Origin of the sequence: Paraburkholderia phenazinium (genome assembly GCF_900142845.1) — a bacterium.
Taxonomy (GTDB): Bacteria; Pseudomonadota; Gammaproteobacteria; order Burkholderiales; family Burkholderiaceae; genus Paraburkholderia; species Paraburkholderia phenazinium_A.
This window is the reverse complement of sequence record NZ_FSRU01000002.1, coordinates 937,452-960,664: the sequence shown is the minus strand read 5'-3', so window position 1 is coordinate 960,664 and position 23,213 is coordinate 937,452. Positions and strand designations below refer to the sequence as shown.

Below are 23,213 nucleotides of genomic sequence, written 5' to 3'. Positions count from 1 at the left end.
AAAGCTTCTTTGCGCTTCCTTATCGAGGCCGCTAGATTCATTGAAGCAACAATGAATCGACGGAGGCGGTATGGCCACACATTCAGCGGCACTTTTCTGGGGCGGCATTCGACATCCTGTGCGCAGTGTCTTGGAGCGCCTGTCGAAACGCGCGCCGGTTGCGTCTGATTCGTCCGCGGAGCGCGCGGCCGACGCGGCCTATCGCTGTCAATCTCCCGAGCGGCTCGAACGCATTGCGGCCTACGCACGCTGCGGTTATTTCCACATGGAATACACTGCCGGCATGTTCGTCGTACCGCTCGATATTCCACCGGAGCGATTCTGGCGATGACGACGATGCATAGGAGAACACGATGACCGAAGCGGTTGGGCAAAACCTCGCGCGCAAGCGTCTCGCGTGGATTGCGGGAGTCGGGGCGAGCGCTGGACTCGGAGCGGCGCTGGCGCGCCGCTTCGCGCGCGAGGGCCTTGGCGTCGCGGTGACAGGGCGTTCGCGCGACCGGCTTGATGCCGTCGTCGATGAAATTCGCGCCGCGGGCGGCGCTGCTTTCACAGCCCCTGGCGACGTCACCAGCGAGAGCGACCTGACTGCCATTGCACGGCAACTCGCCGGGACGGGTACGCTCGAAGCGGCGATTTTCAATGCCGCCGGTGCGACGCGCGCCGCGACGCTCGAACTGAGCGCGGAGCAGTTTGAGGCGGCATGGCGCGTCACGACCCTGGGCGGCTTTCTGTTCGCGCGAGCGGCATTGCCCGCCCTGCTGGCTACGGGCCGAGGTTCGCTGTTATTCACCGGCGCCACCGCGTCGTTGCGCGGCCGTCCGCCGTTTGCCGCGTTCGCGTCCGCCAAAGCCGGTCTGCGCTCGCTGACGCAGAGCCTCGCGCGCGAGTTCGGGCCACGGAATATCCACGTCGCGCATGTGGTGGTCGACGGCGGCATCGACGGCGAACGCTTGCGGACGTCCTCGCCACAGCGCGTGGCCGAACGGGGACCGGACGGTCTGCTGAATCCCGACGAGATTGCCGACGCCTACTGGCATCTCCATCAACAGGGGCGCAGCGCATGGTCGCAGGAGATCGATCTGCGGCCGTTTAACGAATCGTTTTAAGGTGACGGACAGGAATTCTTTTGACAGGTTGGTGAAAGAACCGGTCATTGAAGTACCGCATTGACGTACCGGTGCGTCTGGCTTAGCTCGCCTGCAGACGAAAAATCCCTCAAGCCTCGGCCTTCTCGTGCCGTTAGCACGGCATACGTATCCATAAAACGGACCGGCCGAGCGTCCACTGAGAATGCAGAGCACCGAGACATCTATCAAATGGGGTGAGGTTTTGGCCGCGCACGGCCTACGAGCGCCTGTCCATGGTTGACGCTTCCACGCGCCGCAACGCGGCCGACAGCGTTGCCCCGGGCGCGCCGACCATCGAAGCCCAACTGGAAGCGATGCGGGACGGCGGCCGACCGTGGGCTGCGGCATGGGCGTGGTATCGCGCGGGGGAGCGCTTGCACCTTGCCGGCCAGGGCGGCGCGGCGCCCGAGTGGCCGCACAACGTCTCCCACGAACGGCTGGCGGAACTGTGCGCCGAGCGCGGGTGGCACCGCTGGCCCACGGGATTCGGCGAAAGCGTGCTGGGCTGGCTCGTCGCGCCCGCCGAATTCGGTGGCGACCCATCCCTGGGGGACTGCGCCCGGAGCCTCGGCGAGCGGGCGCAGACCGATGCGCTCGCGCGGGCCCAGAACACCCAGCGCGTGCTGTATGAGATCGCCTATCTGGCCAGTTCGGTGCCCGATCGCGCGGCGTTCCTGCAGCGCGTGCACGAGCGTCTGGGTACGCTGATCGACGCCGAAAACTTCTATCTGGCGCTGTACGACCGCAAGAGCGGCAAGATCACCTATCCGTATTACGTCGACGTGATCGATGCGGACGTCATCGAAGCGGAGAACTACGACATACTCGACCCCGACCGCCTGTCGATGACGGCGCAGGTGTTGACGACCGGCGAACCGCTGCTCGTCGATGCCGCGATGATTCGGGCCGCGGCGGCTGAAGGCATTCTGTATCCCATTGGCGATCTGCCCGAGTTCTGGATGGGCGCGCCGCTGAAGAACGCTTCGGACGAAGTGTTCGGCATGCTCGCGATGCAGGTCTACGACGTCGCGCGCATCTACAGTGCCGAGGACCGCGCGCTGTTTCTCGTCGTGGCGCGACACGTGGCGATGGCGTTGGACCGGATCCTCCACCGGGCCGACCTCGAGGAGCAGGTCGCCCGGCGCACCTCCGAACTGTCGCGCGTCAACGCGGCGCTGCGCGAGGGCATCGCCGAGCGCGGGCGCGCCGAACACCTGCAGGCCACGCTCTTCCAGATTGCGGAGCTTTCCAGCCGTCCCGGCGACATGGTCGAGTTTTTCCGCAGCCTGCACCGAATCGTCGGAGAGCTGCTCTATGCGCATAATTTCTACATTGCGCTGTTCGATACGGAGAAGCAGACCGTGTCGTTCCCGTATTACGTCGACGAACACGTGCACGAGCCGCCACCGCCGCGTCTCGGCCGGCGCGGCCTCACCGAATATGTGATTCGCCAGCGCAGTCCCTGCCTCATCGATGCGGACGGCGCGTTACGCCTGATCGCCGATGGCGAGATCGACATGAGCAGCCAGAATGTGCGGCTATGCTCTTGGCTCGGTGTGCCGCTGTTCGACGGCGAGGACGTGCGCGGGATGCTCGCCGTACAAAGCTATGCGCCGCGCGTGCGCTACTCGCAGCGCGATCAGGAGTTGCTGACCTTCGTGTCGCACCATATCGATACGGCGCTGTCGCGGCGGCGGGCCGCCGACGCCCTGCATGCGGCGAACGCGGAACTCGAAGCGCGGGTACAGATCCGTACGCGCGAACTCGACAATGCCAATGCCCGGCTTCTCCACGAAAACTCGCACGACACGCTAACGGGACTGCCTAACCGCAGTCATCTGCTCGACCGCCTGCAGGCCGCGTGGAGCGCGTATTGTGAGGACGGCTGCCAGGTGACGGTGATGTTCATCGATCTGGACCGCTTCAAGATCGTGAACGACAGTCTCGGCCATCACTTCGGCGACCTGTTGCTGGTGCAGGCCGCGGAGCGCTTGCGGGGCTGCCTGCGTCCGGCCGATCTGCTGGCGCGTCTCGGCGGCGACGAATTTGCCGTGCTGTCGCGGGATGCGCCGTTGAACGATGCTGTCGCCGTTGCGCACAGAATCCTGGCGGCATTCGATCTGCCTTTCGATATCGACGAACACGTGGTGTTCTCGTCATGCAGCATCGGCATTGTGAATGCGGACGGTCAGTACCATAGCAAGCCCGCGGATCTCCTGCGCGACGCCGACATCGCGATGTATCGCGTGAAAAACGCGGGCCGCGATAGTTTCGTGGTGTTCAACCATGAGCTGCGACGGGAGGTACTGGACGAGGTGGAGCGTGAGGGTGCGCTGCGTAATGCGCTCAAACGCGACGACGAACTGCTGCCGTTCTTCCAGCCCATCGTCGACATTGCCACGGGGGAGGTGGTCGCGCTCGAAGCGCTGATTCGCTGGCGGCAGCCTGATGGACGCATCATCGGCCCGGGCGAGTTTTTGCCGAGCGTCGAAGGGTTGCGGCTGATAGGGCGGCTCGACCTTTACATGCTCAGCCGCGTGGCGGTCATTCTGTCGGCGCCGCAGCATGCGAACTGGCCGCCCGTCCACGTGAACTGTTCGAGCTTTAGCATCACGCGGCCGGAGTTCGCCGACGAGGTGCTCGCGCTGTTGCACCGCTACGGCGTGGCGCCCTCGCGCGTGTGCCTTGAACTGACGGAAGGCGCGCTGGTGGCGGAACCCGATCTCGCGCGCAACACGATGCAGCGTCTCGCGGATAACGGCATGTCCGTGGTGCTCGACGACTTCGGGGCGGGCTTTTCGTCGCTGAGCTATGTGCACCAGTACCGCTTCAGCGGTCTGAAGATCGACAAGTCGTTTATCCTGGCGCTCACCGGAAGTCCGCGTAGCCGCGCCATTGTGACGGCGATTGTGCGCATGGCCGAATCGCTCGGTTTGACGCTCGTTGCGGAAGGCGTCGAGGATGCCGAAACACTCGCCGTGCTGCGGGACATGGGGGCCGCACAGGCGCAAGGCTATTTCTTCGACAGGCCGATGCCGCTCGAGGCGCTGTTGCGCTCGGCGCATTGGGTGCGTTGGGTGGGCGATGCGGCTGAAACGCCGGCGTCCTGACGCGGCAGGCGGCGCAGGCCGGCGCTTCGCATACGCGATCAAACCGTCACGACAATCTTGCCGAATTGTTCGTTCGACTCCAGAAAGCGATGCGCCTCGACAATCCGGTCGAACGGAAAGATTCTTGCAATGACCGGCCGGAACGAACCCGATATCAATCCGTCGAGGATGAACGCCTTGGCCGCTTCCAGTCGCTCCGGATCGCTGAGAAGCTCGTGAACGAGGTAGCCGCGCAGCGTGAGCGACTTGCTCAAGACGGCGAACAGGGGGAAGGGCGTCGGCTCGGGGCTCAAGCCGCCAAATTCGATGAGAATGCCGCCTCGCGACATGGCGGCCGTCAGGGGTTCGAAGATCGGCCCGCCGATCGGGTCCAGCACCACGCGCACCCCCTTTGGGCCGGCGATTTCCGCCAGCCGGGCTGCCAGATCTTCTTCCGCTGAGGCAATCGCGTGGGCCGCGCCTGACTCAAGCAAGGCTGGCTTCTTGGCGCCTGTTCGCGTCACCGCGATCGCGGTTGCGCCGACCCGGTTGGCAATCTGGATCGCGGCAAGTCCGACACTGCTCGATGCCGCCGTAATCACCACACAGTCTTCCCGGTGCAGTTTGGCAATGTCGATCAAGGCGCCGTATGCGGTGAGATACGACATCCAGACAGCGGCGGCCGCTTCCCAACCCAGCGAGGGGGGATGCTTGACGACCAGCCCGGCAGGAAACGTGACGAGTTCGCCATAGGCGGGCCAGCGGACCATCGACACCGGCGGCACGACGCTGACGGCGTCCCCTGGCGCGAAACCTTCGACACCTTCGCCAACCGTTTCGAGGATGCCCGCCGCCTCAAGGCCAAGACCGGAAGGGAAGGTCGGAGTTTCGATGTAGGCGCCCGCGCGCAGCAGCGCCTCGGCCCGGTTGAGACCTAACGCCTTGACGCGGATCTGGATCTCGCCGCGGCCAGGCCCGGGAACGTCGACATTCTCGATGCGCAGAACCTCGGGACCCCCGTGCTCATGAAAGCGAACCACTCGTGTCATCTCGCCGAACTCCAAAGTAACCGAACCGAATACACTATGCCGGTGCGCTTCAGGCGGATAAATAGCGTCGTAAACAGAACAGTCGAAACCAGGAGTTTTTAAACATGGATCGCCTTACGAGCATGGCCGTGTTCGTCAAAGCCGTCGATCTGGGTTCGTTCGCGGCCGCCGCGGACGCGCTCGCGCTATCCGGACCGATGGTAGGCAAGCATGTCCGGTTCCTCGAAGAGCGCCTGGGGGTGCGCCTCATCACCCGGACCACGCGCCGCCAGAGCCTGACCGACTTCGGGCGCGCCTACTACGACCGCTGCCGGGTGGTCCTCGCCGAAGCGGATGCCGCGGATGCGCTCGCCGCCGATCAACTGTCCGAACCGCGCGGCACGCTGCGCGTCACGATGCCGGTGCACTTTGGCCGGCACTGCGTGATGCCGGTCCTGCTGCAGCTCGCGCAGCACTATCCGGCGCTGGAGCTTGATCTGTCGTTGAACGACCGGTTCGTCGATCTCGCCGAGAACGACTACGATCTGGCGATCCGAACCGGCGATCTGGAGGATAAGGGTGGGGTGATCGCGCGTCGCATTGCGCGGCAGCGCATGGTCGTCTGCGCGTCGCCCAGCTATCTCGATGCGCATGGCCGGCCACAGCGGATAGAGGATCTCGGCAGGCACGATGGAATCATCTACCGGCGCTCGGGCCGGGTTCGCCCGTGGCTGTTTCCGCGCAATGATCAGCCTGCGATGGAAGTGACGCCGGCGCACCGGTTGCGGCTTGACGATCTCGATGCCATCGCCGACGCCGCGACCCTCGGTATGGGGCTTGCATGGCTTCCGTACTGGCTCGTTCATGAGCGCATTCAGGCTGGCGCGCTTGTCCAGCTACTGCCGGATCAGCCGGGATTTTTATACGACGTCTATGCGCTGTGGCTGCAGACGCCGCACTTGCCGTTGAAGGTCCGGGTGGCTGTCGACGCCTTGGCGGCCGCCTTGCTCAACTTCATGGCCTGAGCGGCGCAGACCTTGCCGGTCGTGACGCTCAGCGCTGCGCGCCGCAAACGGGTTCACCCGCGCTGTGGCGTCTGGGCAATCGAGGACCGGGACGGGCGGCGATTCAAGGAGCAATTGGCTGCCAGGCAGCTCGCCCCTATCAGTAAGGCGGCCAGGATCGCAATCACGAGTTGATAGGTCAGGATGGGGGTCAGCGCATGGGTGTAGTCGAGCCACACCAGCCAGCCTAGCGGACCGAGCGCCGCACCGAATGCCACTACACAAAGCAGACCGAGGACGGATTTCATCGCGACTCCCTCTCTGGGATGCCAACCGGATACTCAAGGGTGGATTATCCGACAGAACCTGGCATCTTGTCGCTCGTGCACGCGAGCTGTCGACATATGCCTGAATGGAGACGCTTGGCGGGCACAGCCATCACTTCAGGAAGCGTGCGACGGGACCCGTGCAGCACGCGCGGACAGAGGGTTCGCTGCCGGCACAAATTTGCCCTGGGTATCGACGAGGCCACTCGGATGTCCATCGGCATCCTGTAACCCGGAATTGTAGGAATAGAAAAACATCGGACCTATGGGTACCCGCGTGCCGAGGTCATCAAACGCGTTGAGAACCGCTTGCATCCCCTGGCTTGCCGATTGTCCCTGTTGATTCGGAAACTTCGTGGCGTCCGTAAATCCCCATTCTGTAATCCAGAAAGGCTTGGCCCGGCCAAGCGCCCATATGTCCGGACGCAGGAGCGCCGTCGCACTTGCCCCCGGATTGCCCGGCGACGCGTAAATGTGAGTACCGTAACCGTCGACGTGATAGCCGCTGTTATCCAGGTAGTTAAAGCCATCGACATCCTTCAGCATCGCGACGGCTTTTGCCGGATCTGAAAGACACTGTGGCGGACGGCCAGGCGCCGTATATCCATGAGCGATGCCAAACGTGATGATTTTCGCCTGCGGATAGTAGCGAGGATCATGCAAGATTGTCGCGCCGGTCTTCAAAAACTGTCCATAGCCCTGAAGCCATGCATGCAGCTCGATCTGATTCGCGCTGTGGCCGTTCGGCACGTCTGCATCGTAATAGTAGCTGTCGTCCTCGTTACCGAATTCGACCGCATCGATCGTCAGGTCGGCGTGCTTTAAAGCACCCAGCAGATTACTGAATCGGCTGGCGAATTTATTCAGGTCTATTTCGCTCAATTTCTTGGATCGCCAGCCGTGATCGTTCATCGGCAGCGCACGATCGTAGTCTTCGTCCATCTGCAGAATGTTGACTAACACCTTGAGTTTCTGCTGCTTGGCCTCCCGTACCTCTTCGACGAAGTTGGCAACGCCCTGAGCCGATCCGGAAGTCGGTTCGTCACGAAACCAGGTCGCATGAAGCGTACGAATATCCTCAAACGTCTTTTGCCGCGTGGCTTCGTCCTGGCTGCTCAGCCCTGAACGGTCAATGCCGATTTCTGAAATCGCATGCGCGGAACCGCCTGATGTCGCATCTTGCGCGATTGCCGAACCGGACAATAGCGAACCGAGGAAAGCCATAGGAACGATGAACGCGCTGCATCGCTTCGTGACACGCATGATCAACCTCGGCGGGAGCGTTGCTCCGGGGCATGTCGCGCGAGAGTGGAATGCTTCGCTCAATGGCATGCTATCTCCCCGCGCAATGGCGTGCGAAAATCGGAGATGATGCTACCACAGCCATTTCGCCTCGTTTGGAGCGCGTCTTTGATGGCGCACGAGCGCTATTAGACCTCCCGGGCAATCCATCCGCCAGGCGGCGCCGTGAATCGCGACCGCTCCCGCGTCAAACGCCTCAAACAAGTGTGCTGGCCGCAATCGCCGCCAGAATGGCCGGAAGTTGCGCCGGTTTGACGAAATGATCGTCGAAGCCGGCCTTGAACGATTCAGCCCGCTCGGCGGGCGCGCTCAGCGCGCTCACCGCCAGCAGCAAGGGCGAAGAAACGACGTTCATGCGGCGGATTTCCCTTGCCACCGCCCGGCCGTCCAGTCGGGGCATCTGAATATCGAGCATCACCACGTCAGGACGCCAGACGCGGTACACAGCGAGCGCGCCGGGACCGTCTATTGCTGTCCGGATGGCGTAACCGTAAGCCTCGAAGAACAGGATGTACACCGCGAGCAGATTCGGGTCGTCGTCGGCGATGAGTAAGCGTTCAGCTTTTCCATTGGACATGGGGTTCCTGTAGGGTTGCCCCATGTGTCACGCAATTTAGGGACCCGATACAGTTAAAACAGCCATTTGCGCGTAAGATAAATTCAACCGATGCCCCATACTGATCTTTTCACGCTTATTTAAGGGCAAACATGCGATTGGCTGACTATATCTTGCGTGACATGGAAACGATCCTGGTGCAATGGGAGGCATTCGCCGCCACCCTGTTGCCGGCGGCCGTGGACATGAAATCGCTTGCCCTGCGGGACCATGCGCAACAGATTCTGCTGGCTGTAGCGAAGGACCTGTCGACGGTTCAGAGCAGGGAGGCGCAGGCTGAAAAATCAATGGGCCGGGCTCCCATACTGATCGGCGCTCCGGAGACGGCGGCCCAGACGCACGCGCTGCTGCGGGCGCGGGGTGGATTCGACATCAATCAACTGGCTGCCGAATACCGCGCCCTGCGCGCCAGCGTCCTTCGTCTGTGGATGGATGAGTGCCAGCCCGACGCCTCTCATGCGGATGACATTATCCGTTTCAACGAGGCCATCGACCAGGCCATCGCCGAATCGGTGGGTTTTTTCAGTGCGCAGATAGAGCAGGCTCGTAACCTGTTGCTCGGCATGCTCGGGCACGACATGCGCAGTCCGCTGCAGACCATTCAGATGACCGCGACGTACCTCTCGGCGCTGAACGCCGGTGAGAAAGTGTCGGTCGCCGCGGCGCGGTTGATCCGAAGCGGAGCGCGCATGCATGCGCTGCTGGACGACATGCTTGATTTCAATCGAACCAGGCTGGGTTTGGGGATCAATATCGTGCCCGCCGAGGCCAACCTGGAGAAGTTGCTTGCCGACGAACTCGACCAGGTGAGGGCATCGCATCCCGACCGCCGGATCGATCTGGACGTGGCGGGCGACGGTCAGGGTGTTTGGGATGGCCGCCGTCTCCAGCAGTTGCTTGGCAATCTGGTTCTGAATGCGCTCAAGTACGGCGCGCAAGACGCGCCGGTGCGCGTGGTCATGACCGGCGCGGAGCAGGAAGTTCGTTTCGAGGTCAGGAACCATGGGTCAGCCATCGAGCGAACGGCGCTGGACCGGATTTTCGACCCGCTCCAGCGTGGCCTCAATCATCAGGACTCGTATAACGCCGACGGTAACCTCGGGCTTGGGCTGTACATCGCGCGTGAGATTGCCAAGGCCCACGGAGGCGAGATCGAGGTGCGCTCGGACGAGACCGAAACGGTGTTCTCTGTGTGTCTGCCGCGCCGCCAGCCAGGGCGCTGATAGCGTCGACCCAGGTCTCGACTGCCTGAATTTCTACTTTCAGATATGATGCGCGGCGTCGAACACGGCGCAGCCGCAAACAACGATTCCTTCAAGATCGCACTCGGTTCCTGCGCCACTGTTTTTATACTCATACCTGAAGAGAACCGTTATGACGACAGTAAACGAAAGACTTGCATGGCGTTACGCAACCAAGAAGTTCGATGCGACCCAAAGCGTGTCGGCCGACAAGCTCGAACGTATCGTTGAAGCTGTGCGGCTGGCTCCGACCTCGAGCGGGCTCCAGCCGTTTGAACTGCTGGTAGTCAGCAATGCGGATATCCGCGCAAAGATTCGTGCCGTGGCGTGGGACCAGGCCCAGGTGACCGACTGTTCGCACCTGCTGGTATTTGCCGCATGGGACGACATCACTGCTGACCGCGTCAATATGATGTTCGATCTGACCAACGAAATCCGCGGTTTCAAAAACGAAGGGTGGGAGAGCTACCGCCAGAAGTTGCTTGGTATTGTCGCCGCTCGAGGAACGGAGGCTAACTATCAGGCCGCCGCGCGGCAAGCTTATATCGGCCTGGGCGCGGCCTTGATTGCTGCGGCTTTCGAAGAAGTTGACGCGACTCCGATGGAAGGATTCGACCCGGCAGCGGTCGATGAAATCCTCGATCTGAAATCGAAGCACCTGCGTAGCGTCGTCATGCTGCCGCTGGGTTATCGGGCGGCCGAAGGCGATTGGCTTGTGAACCTGAAGAAAGTCCGGCGCAGTCGCGATAGCTTCGTCACTGAAATAAAGTGAACCAGACGTTACCCGCTTCTACACAGTACGCCCTCTAGTATCCCTACGCCGAGCGCTGCTTTTGGCAGCGCGTCGGCAAGACAAATAATGCAATGGTATCGTGGCGCGTCGTTCTCAGGATCGCGCTGTACACGTCTGAGACAAAGCGTTTTCATCACGAACCCAATGGTGCGGCCGGATTAGTTCGCCAATCCGCACCAATTCAATCATTGTCCGTTAAGGACAAACAAAACTATGTTAGTCGAAAGCAGTCCGGCGGCGGATACGCGCGCATCGGAGCAGGGTGATTCGTCGTCTCTGCGTCAATGGCTCTCTGTCGGCGCCGTGGCAATCGGCGCATTTGCCTTTGTCACCACGGAATTTCTGCCGGTGGGTTTACTGCCGCATGTCGCCAAAGAACTGGATGTCCTGCCAGGTACGGCCGGCCTGATGGTCACTACGCCGGGTGTCATTGCCGCGCTCTCCGCGCCGGGCCTCATGCTGGGCGCGGGGCGTATGGACCGTCGGCACGTCTTCCTGTTACTCACGGCCCTGTTGCTGGCGTCCAATCTGTTGTCGGCATTTGCGCCCAATTTCGCCGTCATGCTGGTGGGCCGCGCGCTGCTGGGCGCGGCATTGGGCGGCTTCTGGACGCTCGCGACAGCCGCCGCGGGCCGCCTTGTGCAGCCCAAAGACGCAGCGAGAGCAACCGCGATGATCCTGACGGGCGTGACGTGCGCCACCGTGATCGGCGTACCTCTCGGCACGTTCATCGCCGGCTTCTCTTCCTGGCGCTTTTCGTTCATGGCTACCGGCGTGCTGGTTGCCGTCGCGCTGGTCGCGCAACTGCTGCTGGTCCCTTCGCTGCCCTCCAGCGCAGCGCTACGCCTGGCAGACCTGACCGAGTTGCTAAGGCGTCCTCATGCGCGCCGAAGCATGCTGATGGTGGGACTCGTGTTCGGCGCCCACTTCTGTTCCTACACCTACATCACGCCGTTTCTGCTGCATAACGCGAGCTTCGGCATGTCGACCATTACATGGCTGTTGCTAGGCTTCGGCGTGATTGGTTTCTTCTCCAATTTCGCCGTTTCGAGCACGGTCAACCGCAACCTCAAGGCATCGGTGGCGGTGATGGTATCGCTGATGATGTTCGCGCTTTTGTCGATGCCTTTGTTGCGGCATTCACAGTTGGCGGTGACGGTTGATGTGCTCGCGTGGGGTATTTCGTTCGGCGCGTTGCCACTCTGTTTCAGCGTGTGGATTCAGCGCGCGACACCCGATCTGCCGGAGGCCGGTTCAGCGCTGTTTGTGAGCATCATTCAGGTGGCTATTGCGGTGGGGTCGCTGGTCGGCGGGACGATTGTCGATTCGATCGGCATTCCGCCTGATTTCCTGCTGGGCAGCGCGCTGGCGCTGCTCGGTCTGGCCGCGCTGGCGAGCTTCGGAAGAAGCCCGGTGGCGAAGGTCGACTGCGACTGTCTGGCGACGCCGGAATGATCCCGCTCCATCGTGATCCCGCCTTCTATCAGCTCCTTGCCGATAGCTACGGCCGACTGCTGGGTCAACCGCTGGTGCCGCAGGCCGTGCCCGTGGTCGAAGCAAGCGAATGGCTCTACGAGCATGCGTCGTTCGCGGTGCTGGCGCACAACACCGATCCCGACCCGCTCTTCATTTACGGCAATAAGGCCGCGCAGCGCCGCTTTGAATACAGCTGGGATGAAATCACCCGGCTGCCGTCGCGGCTCTCAGCCGAAGCACCGAATCGCGAGGAGCGGCAGCAGTTCCTCGCGCGCGTCCAGCGAGTCGGCTATGAGGCGGGCTACAAGGGTGTGCGTATCACGAAGTCAGGCCAGCGCTTCATGATCGAGGAAGCGACACTGTGGCAACTGCTCGACGCGAACGGCACGCTGCACGGCCAGGCCGTTGTCATTCCGCGTACGCGCGATATCTGATCGCACCTGTCTACGGTTAATGCGTGAGGCAGGTGGGTACCGCTTAGGCTTGAGCGGTCGCTTTTCCACAGACTCGATTCTCCCGATTTCCGCGAAAGAGATTCCCCTTTCCGCTCTGTGTCTCCACCGTTGACGAATATACACTCGGGCCAAATTACACGAGAACAACGTTGGAGGCCCATCTTGCCGCAAGCGGCACTCTACCTGGCATTTTCCCGTACTTCGACGAAGCGCATTCAGCGGACGCATTCAGCAACCGCCGGGGCGCAAGTGTCGCCTGACGAATAGCGGCCAGCTCGCACATCGAGGGCTGTCGTGGCATCAAATTGCCGGAGCCGGAGTCTCATCGGGCCGGCGATTAATATAGTGGTACTAAATATATAGGAGATACGATGAGAAAGGTTCTGTTTGGAATGCTCGCGATGACGGCTACGGTGTCTGCCAGTGCGCAAAGCAGCGTTACGCTGTACGGCATCGTCGACAACGGACTGGAGTATGAGACCGGCATGCCGAAGGGGCACGTGTTCGGCGCGCAAAGTGGCGGGTGGGCGCAATCGCGGTTCGGTTTCAAAGGGACTGAGGATCTCGGCGGCGGCACCCAGGCCATTTTCCACCTCGAGTCTCGCCTGAACACCCAAAACGGCACCTTTTCCAACGGCAGCTTCTTCGAGGGGCAGGCGACCGTCGGTTTGCATAACGACACGTGGGGTCAAGTGAAGCTGGGCAATATGGGCTCGGCCGAAATCAGTCAGTATTCGGGCGACGTCGATCCACAGCAGACGAAGAAATATGCGATCGGGACGCTGGTGCGCGGCCGGATCTTCTCGCAGGCGGGCAACGGTGTCGAGTACCTGTCGCCGCTGGTCGGAGGATTTACGCTGCAGGGGCAATACGACCTGACGAACTCGACGAAGTGGAACGCCGGAAGTCCGGGAAGCGCGCCGGGCCAGTTGGGCACCTCTACCGGTCTGGGGAGTGCGCAGGGGCGCTCCGACGGTATCAAACTCTCTTACCAGGTGGGCAGCCTTTACTGGCAGGCGACCTATGACGAAGTTCGCGATCCCAATGGACAGTTCAGCAATGTGTACCTGGCCTCGCGCTCCATCCTCACCGGTGCGACCTATGCGATCGGTCCTGTGGTTGCGTATCTGGGCTATCAGCATTTGAGCGCACCCAACGCATCCAACGCCGGATACTTCGGGACAGCCACGCCGACCACGCTGCCGGCAGGCACGTCGCTGCCGACAGCGGTCGATCACGAATGGATCGGGGCGATCTGGAACGCGACGACGGCACTCGCCATCACCGGTGCGGTGTATCACGCAAACGCCAATCGCGGCAACGGCAACGCGACGCTATACACACTGGGCACGAACTACTTCCTGTCGAAGCGGACGCTCCTTTATACCGAGCTCGCTTACGTGCGGAACAGTTCGACGTCCAACCTCGGGCTCGACAGCGGTCTGTATGGCGCGAACAGTAACAACGACCCGACGAACAGCGGCGCGTCCAGTACCAATCCGGACTATGGCAAGAGCCAGTTCGGCGTCATCGCGGGTGTCGCGCACCAGTTCTAGGCGGAACGGAAGGGTTCGGGGCGCGGTGTCGCCCCGAAGCCGGCCTGGCTCGCCGCCATCAACGGAAACGGCTCGCGATATGCGCCGGAATATTCTCCGGCGTCACGACGACGACGGATGACGAGGGCGACACGGCTGCCGCCGGCAGCAGTTTGTGGAAATGAACGATGTGCTGGCACGCCGAGCGCATGTCCTGACGCAGATCGTGATGGAGAATCGCCTGCACTTTGCCCTCGCGCAGCAGACGCACATTGTCCCGATCCAGATCGTGCCCAATGAAGCAAACCGGAGCTTGCTGCTGCGCTTCGAGTGCCCGAAGGATGGCGACGTTTCCGCCTCCCATGGAATAGACCGCGGAGATCTTCACATGAGCCGTGAGCACCTGGTGGACCCGCGCTTCAGTGAGCGTGTCGAGGCCGTGGCCACCGCTGGCGTCGACCAGCGTCAGTTGCGGATATCGGAGCCGCAGCGCTCGCCGGAAGCTTATTTCACGTTCCTCTTCGCCTCTGAAGCGTTCATCGCTCATGGTGATCAGGATGTTGCCGGGCTGCGGCCGCAACCACTGCGCGAGAAGGTAGGCGGCGGTCGCGCCGGCGACGCGATTGTCCAGTCCCGCATAGGCGATGCGGCCGGACAAAGGGATATCGGTGAAGATCGTGATCACGGGAATGCCACGACGCTGTAGTTCGCGAATGGCTTCGGCAATCTCAGGAACGTCGCGAGCCTTGAGGAATACCCCGTGGCTTCCGCGACGGCCAATGGACTGCAGCGCGTCGACCACCTCGGCCGTTGTCATCGTTTCGCGCATCAGGAACCGTGGCCGGCAGACGACCGGATGCAGCCCCGGCAGTTCGGCTTCAAGGGCTTCCTTGATCTCGTCGGCAAAGCGCGCGGGCGCTTCGACCAGCACGTCGATCATGAGCTTTCGTCCCGCGGTAGCCAACTGGAGTTCCTGTTTCTCGAGCTCCTTGATTGCCTGCTCGACGCGTTTGCGCGTGTGCTCGCGAACATGGGCCCGCCCATTGAGGACCCGGTCCACCGTGGCCATGCCGAGGCCAGCCTGGAGAGCAATCTCCTTGATAAGAAAGCGGTGGGCCATCTCCGGTACCTTCTTTTTGATGTCTTTTTGATGGATTAATGATACTCCGCCACCGACTCCTGCAACTATGCTTGACAGATAGTTTGCGGATGTTTGATGGTTTTTTGATGTGTTTCTGTCTTTCGACGACAGAAATCGTGCCGTAGCATTGACGCCTCCTGGCGAACAGGCGGCGCTTTAATCAAATCGTGGAGTGAGACAAGGGGATGGACCAGTTCAAGGAACTACAGCTCTTCGTCGAGGTTGCCGAGACTGGCAGTATCAGCCGGGCGGCGGAGGCGGTGGATCTGTCCATTTCAGCGGCAAGCCGCTATCTGATCTCGTTGGAGACGCGCCTTGCCGTGCAGCTGGTGCGCAGGACGACCCGCAATCTCTACCTCACCCAGGCTGGGGCCGAGTTCCATCGCCGCTGCAAATCCATTCTGGCGGATCTCGGCGAGGCTGAATCGGTCATCAAGGATGCGACTGTCCGGCCGAGCGGCGTCCTTCGTGTGACTGCGTCGCTCTCGTTCTGTTTGCTGCACATTGCGCCCATGCTGCCTGACTTTACCGCACGCTATCCGGACATCACGGTGGATGTGGTGGCGGCCAATCGTTACCACGACATCATCGAGAACGGCATCGACGTCGCGGTTCGTACCAAGGTTCTTGAAGCGGACAGCAACATCACGGTCAGACGGCTCGCCGCGACCCGGCGGATCCTGGCCGCGGCGCCTTCGTATCTCGAAGCAAACGGTTCGCCGCGCTTCCCGGCCGAACTGGTGAAGCACAAGGTATTGAACTACGGCCTGGCCGACAATCCGCGGGAGCTCGCCTTCTGCCGCACAGGCGAGTCGGTTCTCGTCAAGGTCAAACCGCTTCTCGAATCCAACGACGGTCAGATACTGCGGGTTGCTGCGCTCGACGGTATGGGCATTCTCGTGCAGCCGAAGTACATCGTGTACGACGACCTCAAGGCGGGCCGCCTGATTCCCGTGCTGAACGATTGGGACCTGCCACGCCTGACGATCAATATTGCATTCCAGACCCGCGCACATATGCCGGTGAAAGTGCGTTTGTTCATCGATGCACTCGTTGAGCGGTTTCAGCAAAACGAGTACGAGCGCCACTGGACCGCTTGACGGCCACGATCGCGCTGGCGCGGCGATCCCGCGCGTCTTGCCGCACTTTCCCGATTTCCGCGAAAGAGATTCCCTTTTTAGCTCTGTTTTGCCGACTTCGGGGAATATAGACTCGTTTCAAAGCTGCACGAAAAACATTGAAGGAGACGCTTGATGCAACACGCCGCACCCTCTGTTTCGCCATCCCCATCGCCGTATTTCGATGAAGCGCGCTCCGCCGAGGTCGTCAACGCTCGCATGGGTCAGGACACCGACGAGAGGCTGCAGCACGTCATGGCTACGCTGGTCAGGCATCTGCATGCGGCGGTGAAGGAAATCGAGCCGACGCACGAAGAATGGTTCACGGCAATCCGGTTCCTGACTGAAACGGGCCAGATGTGCACCGACTGGCGTCAGGAGTACATCCTGCTGTCGGACATCCTCGGCGTCTCGATGCTCGTCGACGCCATCAATCACCGCCGGCCGAGCGGGGCGACCCCCAACACGATTCTCGGCCCGTTTTATGTTGCGGATTCACCCGGGTACGAGAATGGCGCGAACATCTGTCTTGACGGAAAAGGCGAGCCTCTGGTGGTCTCCGGGCGTGTGACGAACATCGAGGGTACCCCCGTGCCGAATGCGAAGCTCGAGGTCTGGCAGACCAACGACGACGGCTTCTACGATGTTCAGCAAAAGGGAATCCAGCCGGACTCGAATCTGCGTGGCACCTTTACTTCGGACGCAGAGGGCAGGTACTGGTTCAAATCCGTCAAGCCGCGCCACTATCCGATTCCGTCGGACGGTCCCGTCGGGAAGTTGCTCGGAGCGATTGGCCGCCACCCGAACCGTGCTGCGCATCTGCATTTCATCGTGACCGCGCCGGGCTATGACCCGGTCATCACGCACATTTTCACGCCCGACTGCCCGTACCTCCCGGAGGACGCAGTCTTCGGCGTCAAGCGCGAACTCATCGCCGGGTTCAACAGGATCGACGACCCGCAAGCGGCTGAGCGCGTCGGCTTCCCAGCGCCGTTCTGGTCTGTGTCGTGGGACTTCACTCTCGCGACGTCCACCACGCCCACACGGGCAATTCCCTGATCGTTGGGCACACCGGAGCGTGTGCCGTCGACGAACCGATGAACCGATGAACCTGAGAGACAGGACTGCTACACATGAGCGCGAACAACATTGAACTGGTGGCTGCGTACTGGACGATTGCCGGTGACGTCTATCCGTGTGGGCCGGTCGAAATCAGTCCGTTCCCATTGCGAGACCGTTGCGAAGCGGCATCGCGCGCGGGCTGGAGCGGCGTCGGTCTCATCCTGGACGACCTCGAGCACAGCATCGGGAAATACGGTCTGTCCGGCGTCAGGCAGATTCTGGACGACACGGGCATGAAGTACTTCGAGCTCGAAATTCTCATGGACTGGTATCTCGATGGCGAGGCGCGTGCCAAATCGGATAGCTTCCGTCGCCGCGTCATTGAGCTGGGCGGCGAGCTTGGCATGCGCAACCTGAAAATCGGCGCGAACCCGTTCGACGAAAGTCCGCCCAACTTTGCGCGCATGACCGATGAATTCGCCAGACTTTGCGAAGACGTGGCGTCGGTCGGTGCGACGGTGGCAATCGAGTTCATGCCTTTTTCGCCCATCCGGAATATCGCCGAGGCACTGCAGGTCGCGGAAGGCGCCAACCAGCCCAACGGTGGTCTGATGGTCGACCACTGGCATGTGGCGCGCGGCGGCAGTCCCTATAGCGAGGTCGCGCGAATCCCGGCGCGTTTCATCAAGGGCGTCGAACTGGATGACGTGGGCGCGCAGATAAGAGGGTCGCTGTTCGAGGACTCGAGCTTTAACCGCCAGCTTTGCGGTGAAGGTGCGGGCGACTGTCCCGCCTTTATCGATGCACTGCAAGCGGCAGGTTGCACGCTGCCTTACTACGGTGTGGAGCTCATCTCCGAGTCGCACCGGAAGTTGCCGCTCGACGAGATGGCAAAGCGTGCCTACGACACCACCCGCGCACAGTTCTCAGCGAAAAGCGCGACTTCCACCTGACGCGCCTGACCTTAAATCACAACGTACTTCTGGAGACTGACATGATTCGAATCGCCGTACTCGGTGCCGGCCGCATTGGTCGCATTCACGCCGGCAACGTTGCCGCGAACCCGAACGCCCAACTGGTCGTGGTGGCAGACCCGGTTGAAAGTGCAGCCGGATCGCTGGCGAGCCGCCTCGGCTGCGAAGCGTCGACCGACGCCGCAGGCGTGCTCGAACGCAACGACATCGACGCCGTGGTGATCGGTACGCCGACGGATACCCACATCACGTTCATGTTGCAAGCCGTGGCGAAGGGCAAGGCTGTGCTGTGCGAGAAGCCGATCGACCTGGATATGGAAAAGTCGCTCGCCGCGGCAAACGAAGTGGAGCGCCAGGGTGGCCGCGTCATGCTCGCTTTCAACCGCCGTTTCGATCCGACGTCCCAGGCCTTCCGCAAGGCGATCGACGCCGGCGATGTCGGCGAGGTGCGCCAGGTGGTGATCTCCAGCCGCGATCCGGGTATGCCGCCCCGCGATTACGTCGAGCACTCGGGCGGCATCTTCCGCGACATGGTGATTCACGATCTCGACATGGCGCGCTGGCTGCTGGGCGAAGAGCCGGTCGAAGTGATGGCCATGGCGAGCCGGCTGGTCGACCCATCGCTCGCGGCGCTCGACGATTTCGACACGGTCATGGTGCAGCTTCGCACCGCGTCGGGCAAGCAATGCCATATCAATTGCTGTCGCGAAGCGGTATACGGCTACGACCAGCGTATGGAGGTTTCAGGCTCCAAGGGCATGCTCCTGCAGGAAAACCTTCGGCCTTCGACCATCCGTCGCTGGACGAAGGAGGCCACCGACGTGCGCGAACCGCTGCTGAACTTCTTCCTCGAGCGATATGAAGCGGCCTACAAGGCTGAACTCGAAGCGTTCGTCGAGGCACTGCGCACGAATTCGCCCTTGCCGACCTCGGTGCAGGACGGCCTCAAGGCCCTGCGCCTCGCCGACTGCGCGCTCGAGTCCGCGGTGTCGGGCAAAGCGGTCAAGGTGTAACGCTTAACCCGTAACCCGGAGGAGACAGGACATGACGCGAAAGATCGGTGCCCATGAAACGATAGGCGTGGCGTGCCTCGGCATTACCCATCCGCACACGTCGGGGCGGGTCAAGGCAATCCAGCGCCGTACCGATGCCAGGATGCTCGGCGCGTGGGATAAGAGCCCGCTACTTGAGCCGTTCGTGGATGCGTTTGGACTCGAAGTGCGCACGAAAGACGACATTCTTGCCGACGACAACGTGCACGTCGTTCTCGTGCACTCGAAGAGCGAGAAGATGGCCGACCTGACCATCGAAGCACTGGAGGCCGGCAAGTCGGTGCTGTGCGAAAAACCCGCCGGCCGCAGTTCGGCGGATGCGAGGCGGATCGTCGAAGCGGTCGAGCGGACGGGCGGTCTCGTGCAGGTTGGGTACTGCTGGCGCTTTGCTCCGTCGGTCGACGCCATGCAGGCGGCGCTGAAGAGCGGCCGCCTCGGCAAGGTGGTTCAGGTGCGTGCGCACGGCGGCTGTTCGCACGACGAAGCGGCAACGGCGCACATGACCCAGCCCGGTGACATCGGCGGGGCGGTCTTCGTGATTGGCTGCCACCTCGTCGACCGCATTCTTCTGCATTTCGGCATGCCGCGCTCCGTCAATGCCCGTATCACGAAGTTTCCGAACTTCCACGGCGACGAATCTCGCGAGGACGCCGCCGGCGCGGTCCTGAACTACGAAGACAAGATCGTCGTGGTCGACTTCATGTCATGGGACGTGCTGCCCTGGACGGAAAGCTGGGACATCACGGCCTATGGCACCGAAGGCATCATGTCGTCCCGTTCGCTGCCGTCGAGCTACAAGATCTACGACGCAGGGAAGGGTGCTCATCCGGAAGGATGGACCGAATGGCAGGAAACGAGCTTCCCCGAAATCTGGGCCACGAAGAAAACCGAGTATTCGCCCGACATTGCTGAAATCGGCAATCCGGTTTACTTCGACCGCGAATCGCACGCCTTCTTCGATGCGCTTCGCAACGGTACGCCGTCGGTTGTGCCAGCCATGCAGGCATACAACATCAGCCGCGTCATCGAGGCGATGTTCGCATCGTCGAAGCAGGCCGGCGCAGAGATCGTAATCGAATAAAAGGGTGAACGGCAGACCGCTTTGCGGAGGTCTGCCGGCAGGAACTGCTGACGTGAGTCAGAAGCTAATTATGTAATCCTAATCAGGAGACAGATGATGAACATCATCAAGCATTTTATGGTGGTTCTGGGCGCCTCGATCGCCTTGTCCGCGGTGTCGGCACCCGCCTATGCGCAGGACAAGGGCGTCATTGGGATTTCCTTGCCGGACAAGACGGAGTCGCGGTGGATCACGGATGGCAAGAGCATTGTCGACGCGCTCAAGGCGAAGGGCTATTCCGCCGATCTCCAGTACGCCAACTACGACGTGCCGACTCAGGTCAACCAGGTCGAGAACATGCTGGCCAAGGGCGTCAAGGCGCTCGTGATTGCGCCGATCGACGGCAAGACCTTTTCGGATGCACTGGCGCTGGCGCAACAGAAGGGCATCAAGATCATCTCGTACGACCGCCTGATCAGCCAGACCAAAAACGTCGACTACTACGCCACGTTCGACAACTACGGCGTCGGTGTCCTGCAAGGTCAGAGCATCGTTGCCGCCTGGCAGAAGAAGGGCAGCAAGACGCCGTTCAACATCGAGGTCTTCGGCGGCTCGTCGGACGATAACAACGCGCATATGGTCTACGCCGGCGGGATGTCGGTGCTCAAGCCGTATATCGACAGCGGGAAATTCGTGGTTCGCAGCAAGCAGGTGACATTCGATAAGGTCGCCACCCGCAATTGGGACGGCGCGACGGCCCAGTCCCGCATGGACAATCTGCTGAGCGCGTTTTACGGCAACAACCGGCTCGATGCAGTGTGGACGCCGAATGACGCCATCGCCATCGGCGTGATTTCTTCGCTCAAAGGGGTGGGTTACGGCTCAGCTCAACAGGTGATGCCGGTCGTTACAGGCCAGGATGCGGACCTGCAGAACGTCAAGGGCATCATTCGCGGCGACCAGACGACGACGGTGTTCAAGGATACGCGCAAGCTGGCCAGCATCACGGCCGATATCGTGGACGACGCGCTGACCGGCAAGCCGGTACCCGTGAACGACACGAAGAGCTACAACAACGGCGCCAAGATCGTTCCGACGTATCTGGTGAAGCCCGTCCTGGTCGACAAGGACAACTTCCAGTCGGAACTCGTCTCCAGCGGCTACTACACGCAGGCGCAATTGAAGTAACGAGGTTCTGTGCTTCGCGGGTGCCGGGCGGGCGGTTACGTCCGGCACTGCGCAGACGCGTCATGTACGCGATCGACCCGAGGAATACGGCAATGGAAACCATTCTGGAGATGAGCGACATTCAGAAGAGCTTTGGCGCGGTCAAAGCCCTGAATAACGTCAATCTTAAAGTCCAAAAAGGCGAGATTCACGCCATCTGCGGCGAGAACGGCGCCGGCAAGTCGACGCTGATGAAGATCTTGAGCGGCGTCTATCCGCACGGTTCCTTCCAGGGCAATGTGGTCTACGAGGGTGAAGATCGCGCGTTCTCGGATATCTCCGATAGCGAGCACGTCGGCATCATCATCATCCACCAGGAGCTGGCGCTCGTGCCGATGCTCTCGATTACCGAGAACATTTTTCTGGGTAACGAACAGTCGAAGCGGGGCGTGATCGACTGGCAAGGCTCCCGGTCCAGGGCGAAGGAACTGCTGGCGAAGGTCGGTCTGAGCGACTCTCCCGATACGCTCGTGGGCACGCTCGGGATCGGCAAGCAACAGTTGGTCGAAATCGCCAAGGCCTTGTCCAAGGAGGTCCGTCTGTTGATCCTGGACGAACCGACGGCCAGTCTCAACGAAAAGGACAGCGACACGCTGCTCGATCTCCTGCTGGAACTGAAGGCGCGTGGTGTGACGTCCATCATCATTTCGCACAAGCTCAACGAGATCTCGCGCGTGGCCGATGGCATCACGGTCATCCGCGACGGTTCGACGGTCGATGCGCTCGACTGCAAGGCCGAAAGCGTGAGCGAGGACCGCATTATCAAGGCCATGGTCGGGCGTGAAATGTCCGACCGTTATCCGAAGCGCGTGCCGAATATCGGCGAGGTGATTTTCGAAATCCGGGACTGGCGGGCCCAGCATCCGACCCAGCGCGATCGCGCGGTCATCAAGGGCGTCAATCTCAAGGCAAGAAAGGGCGAAATTGTCGGCATCGCCGGTCTGATGGGATCGGGACGGACCGAGCTCGCCATGAGCGTCTTTGGCCAAACCTACGGCCAGGACATTTCCGGAACCGTGCTGATGCACGGCAAGCCGGCCGACGTTTCGTCTGTACGGAAGGCCATCAAGGCAGGGCTGGCCTATGTGACCGAAGACCGTAAAGGAAACGGCCTGCTGCTCGACGACAACATCCAGCGAAACATCTCTCTCGCGAACCTCGGGGGGGTGTCGAAATTCGGGGTGGTTAACGACCACGAGGAAAGCACCGTCGCAGCAGATTTTCTGAAGAAGCTGCGTATCCGTGCCCAGGGGGTCACCCATGTTGTCGCCAATCTGTCCGGCGGCAATCAGCAGAAGGTGGTGCTGAGCAAGTGGCTTTTTTCAGGGCCTGAGGTACTCATTCTGGATGAGCCCACGCGGGGTATCGACGTGGGTGCGAAGTACGAGATTTACAGCATCATTAATCAGGCGGTTGAAGCGGGCAAGTGCGTGGTCATGATTTCTTCGGAAATGCCGGAGCTTCTTGGTATGTGCGACCGCGTTTATGTCATGAACGAAGGCCGCTTTGTGGGCGAGTTCACGGCGGAGGAGGTCTCGCAGGAGAAGATCATGCGGGCAATCATGCGAAATGGAGACATCTAAA

General features: G+C 61.4%; 21 protein-coding genes. 16 read left to right on the top strand and 5 right to left on the bottom strand.

Going from position 1 to position 23,213, the window contains the following annotated elements:
* Positions 1 to 70: 70 nt before the first annotated feature.
* From BUS12_RS21465 to BUS12_RS21455, 3 genes are all read left to right on the top strand, one after another.
* Complete coding sequence (locus BUS12_RS21465) at positions 71 to 331, top strand: hypothetical protein (RefSeq protein ID WP_074299115.1); 261 nt, start codon at positions 71 to 73, stop codon at positions 329 to 331.
* A gap of 22 nt (positions 332 to 353) precedes the next feature.
* Complete coding sequence (locus BUS12_RS21460; RefSeq protein ID WP_074299113.1) at positions 354 to 1,109, top strand: SDR family NAD(P)-dependent oxidoreductase; 756 nt, start codon at positions 354 to 356, stop codon at positions 1,107 to 1,109.
* A 254-nt stretch (positions 1,110 to 1,363) separates the two neighbouring features.
* Complete coding sequence (locus tag BUS12_RS21455; protein ID WP_083640542.1) at positions 1,364 to 4,240, top strand: sensor domain-containing phosphodiesterase; 2,877 nt, start codon at positions 1,364 to 1,366, stop codon at positions 4,238 to 4,240.
* Between the two features lie 38 nt (positions 4,241 to 4,278).
* On the opposite strand, the gene BUS12_RS21450 is transcribed toward BUS12_RS21455, so the two are convergent.
* Positions 4,279 to 5,268, bottom strand: coding sequence for a zinc-dependent alcohol dehydrogenase family protein (locus BUS12_RS21450; protein ID WP_074299109.1), 990 nt, complete (start codon positions 5,266 to 5,268; stop codon positions 4,279 to 4,281).
* A 104-nt stretch (positions 5,269 to 5,372) separates the two neighbouring features.
* Here BUS12_RS21450 and BUS12_RS21445 point away from each other — a divergent pair, with 104 nt between their 5' ends.
* Entirely contained in the window at positions 5,373 to 6,272 is a 900-nt protein-coding gene (locus tag BUS12_RS21445; RefSeq protein WP_074299107.1) for a LysR family transcriptional regulator, read from the top strand.
* Between the two features lie 53 nt (positions 6,273 to 6,325).
* Here BUS12_RS21445 and BUS12_RS21440 read toward each other — a convergent pair whose 3' ends face one another.
* The 3 genes from BUS12_RS21440 to BUS12_RS21430 form a co-directional block, all read right to left on the bottom strand.
* Entirely contained in the window at positions 6,326 to 6,559 is a 234-nt protein-coding gene (locus BUS12_RS21440) for a hypothetical protein (protein WP_074299105.1), read from the bottom strand.
* A 135-nt stretch (positions 6,560 to 6,694) separates the two neighbouring features.
* Positions 6,695 to 7,840: a hypothetical protein gene (locus tag BUS12_RS21435; RefSeq protein ID WP_143788420.1), complete on the bottom strand. Its 1,146-nt coding sequence runs from the start codon at positions 7,838 to 7,840 to the stop codon at positions 6,695 to 6,697.
* A gap of 235 nt (positions 7,841 to 8,075) precedes the next feature.
* A complete protein-coding gene (locus BUS12_RS21430; RefSeq protein WP_253190178.1) occupies positions 8,076 to 8,480 on the bottom strand; it encodes a response regulator in 405 nt (134 codons plus the stop codon).
* Positions 8,481 to 8,587: 107 nt separating this feature from the next.
* Between BUS12_RS21430 and BUS12_RS21425 the strand changes: the two genes are divergently transcribed.
* The 5 genes from BUS12_RS21425 to BUS12_RS21405 all read left to right on the top strand — a co-directional run bounded on the left by BUS12_RS21425 (position 8,588) and on the right by BUS12_RS21405 (position 14,016).
* The gene (locus tag BUS12_RS21425) at positions 8,588 to 9,718 is read left to right on the top strand and encodes a sensor histidine kinase (RefSeq protein ID WP_074299100.1); all 1,131 of its coding nucleotides are present in this window, start codon (positions 8,588 to 8,590) and stop codon (positions 9,716 to 9,718) included.
* 151 nt (positions 9,719 to 9,869) lie between these two features.
* Positions 9,870 to 10,508: a nitroreductase family protein gene (locus tag BUS12_RS21420; RefSeq protein ID WP_074299098.1), complete on the top strand. Its 639-nt coding sequence runs from the start codon at positions 9,870 to 9,872 to the stop codon at positions 10,506 to 10,508.
* A 234-nt stretch (positions 10,509 to 10,742) separates the two neighbouring features.
* Complete coding sequence (locus tag BUS12_RS21415; protein WP_074299095.1) at positions 10,743 to 11,984, top strand: MFS transporter; 1,242 nt, start codon at positions 10,743 to 10,745, stop codon at positions 11,982 to 11,984.
* On the top strand, positions 11,981 to 12,439 hold the full coding sequence (locus BUS12_RS21410) for an MEKHLA domain-containing protein (protein WP_074299093.1): 459 nt from the start codon (positions 11,981 to 11,983) through the stop codon (positions 12,437 to 12,439). Before BUS12_RS21415 ends, BUS12_RS21410 begins: the two co-directional genes overlap by 4 nt.
* Positions 12,440 to 12,831: 392 nt before the next feature.
* A complete protein-coding gene (locus BUS12_RS21405) occupies positions 12,832 to 14,016 on the top strand; it encodes a porin (protein WP_074299091.1) in 1,185 nt (394 codons plus the stop codon).
* A gap of 58 nt (positions 14,017 to 14,074) precedes the next feature.
* Here the strand turns inward: BUS12_RS21405 and BUS12_RS21400 are convergent, their stop codons facing one another.
* Positions 14,075 to 15,115 carry a LacI family DNA-binding transcriptional regulator gene (locus BUS12_RS21400; protein WP_074299089.1) on the bottom strand — a complete coding sequence of 347 codons (1,041 nt, stop codon included), beginning with the start codon at positions 15,113 to 15,115 and terminating at the stop codon, positions 14,075 to 14,077.
* Between the two features lie 206 nt (positions 15,116 to 15,321).
* Between BUS12_RS21400 and BUS12_RS21395 the strand changes: the two genes are divergently transcribed.
* The 7 genes from BUS12_RS21395 (at position 15,322) to mmsA (ending at position 23,212) form a co-directional block, all read left to right on the top strand.
* On the top strand, positions 15,322 to 16,236 hold the full coding sequence (locus BUS12_RS21395) for a LysR family transcriptional regulator (RefSeq protein WP_074299087.1): 915 nt from the start codon (positions 15,322 to 15,324) through the stop codon (positions 16,234 to 16,236).
* A gap of 153 nt (positions 16,237 to 16,389) precedes the next feature.
* Positions 16,390 to 17,313, top strand: a complete 924-nt coding sequence (locus tag BUS12_RS21390; RefSeq protein WP_074299085.1) for an intradiol ring-cleavage dioxygenase — start codon at positions 16,390 to 16,392, stop codon at positions 17,311 to 17,313.
* Between the two features lie 74 nt (positions 17,314 to 17,387).
* Positions 17,388 to 18,269, top strand: coding sequence for a sugar phosphate isomerase/epimerase family protein (locus tag BUS12_RS21385; protein WP_074299083.1), 882 nt, complete (start codon positions 17,388 to 17,390; stop codon positions 18,267 to 18,269).
* Between the two features lie 41 nt (positions 18,270 to 18,310).
* A complete protein-coding gene (iolG, locus tag BUS12_RS21380; protein ID WP_074299082.1) occupies positions 18,311 to 19,303 on the top strand; it encodes an inositol 2-dehydrogenase in 993 nt (330 codons plus the stop codon).
* Between the two features lie 31 nt (positions 19,304 to 19,334).
* The gene (locus BUS12_RS21375; protein ID WP_074299080.1) at positions 19,335 to 20,423 is read left to right on the top strand and encodes a Gfo/Idh/MocA family protein; all 1,089 of its coding nucleotides are present in this window, start codon (positions 19,335 to 19,337) and stop codon (positions 20,421 to 20,423) included.
* A gap of 96 nt (positions 20,424 to 20,519) precedes the next feature.
* A complete protein-coding gene (gene chvE, locus BUS12_RS21370; RefSeq protein WP_143788537.1) occupies positions 20,520 to 21,590 on the top strand; it encodes a multiple monosaccharide ABC transporter substrate-binding protein in 1,071 nt (356 codons plus the stop codon).
* 92 nt (positions 21,591 to 21,682) lie between these two features.
* The gene (mmsA, locus tag BUS12_RS21365) at positions 21,683 to 23,212 is read left to right on the top strand and encodes a multiple monosaccharide ABC transporter ATP-binding protein (RefSeq protein WP_074299076.1); all 1,530 of its coding nucleotides are present in this window, start codon (positions 21,683 to 21,685) and stop codon (positions 23,210 to 23,212) included.
* Position 23,213: the final 1 nt, after the last annotated feature.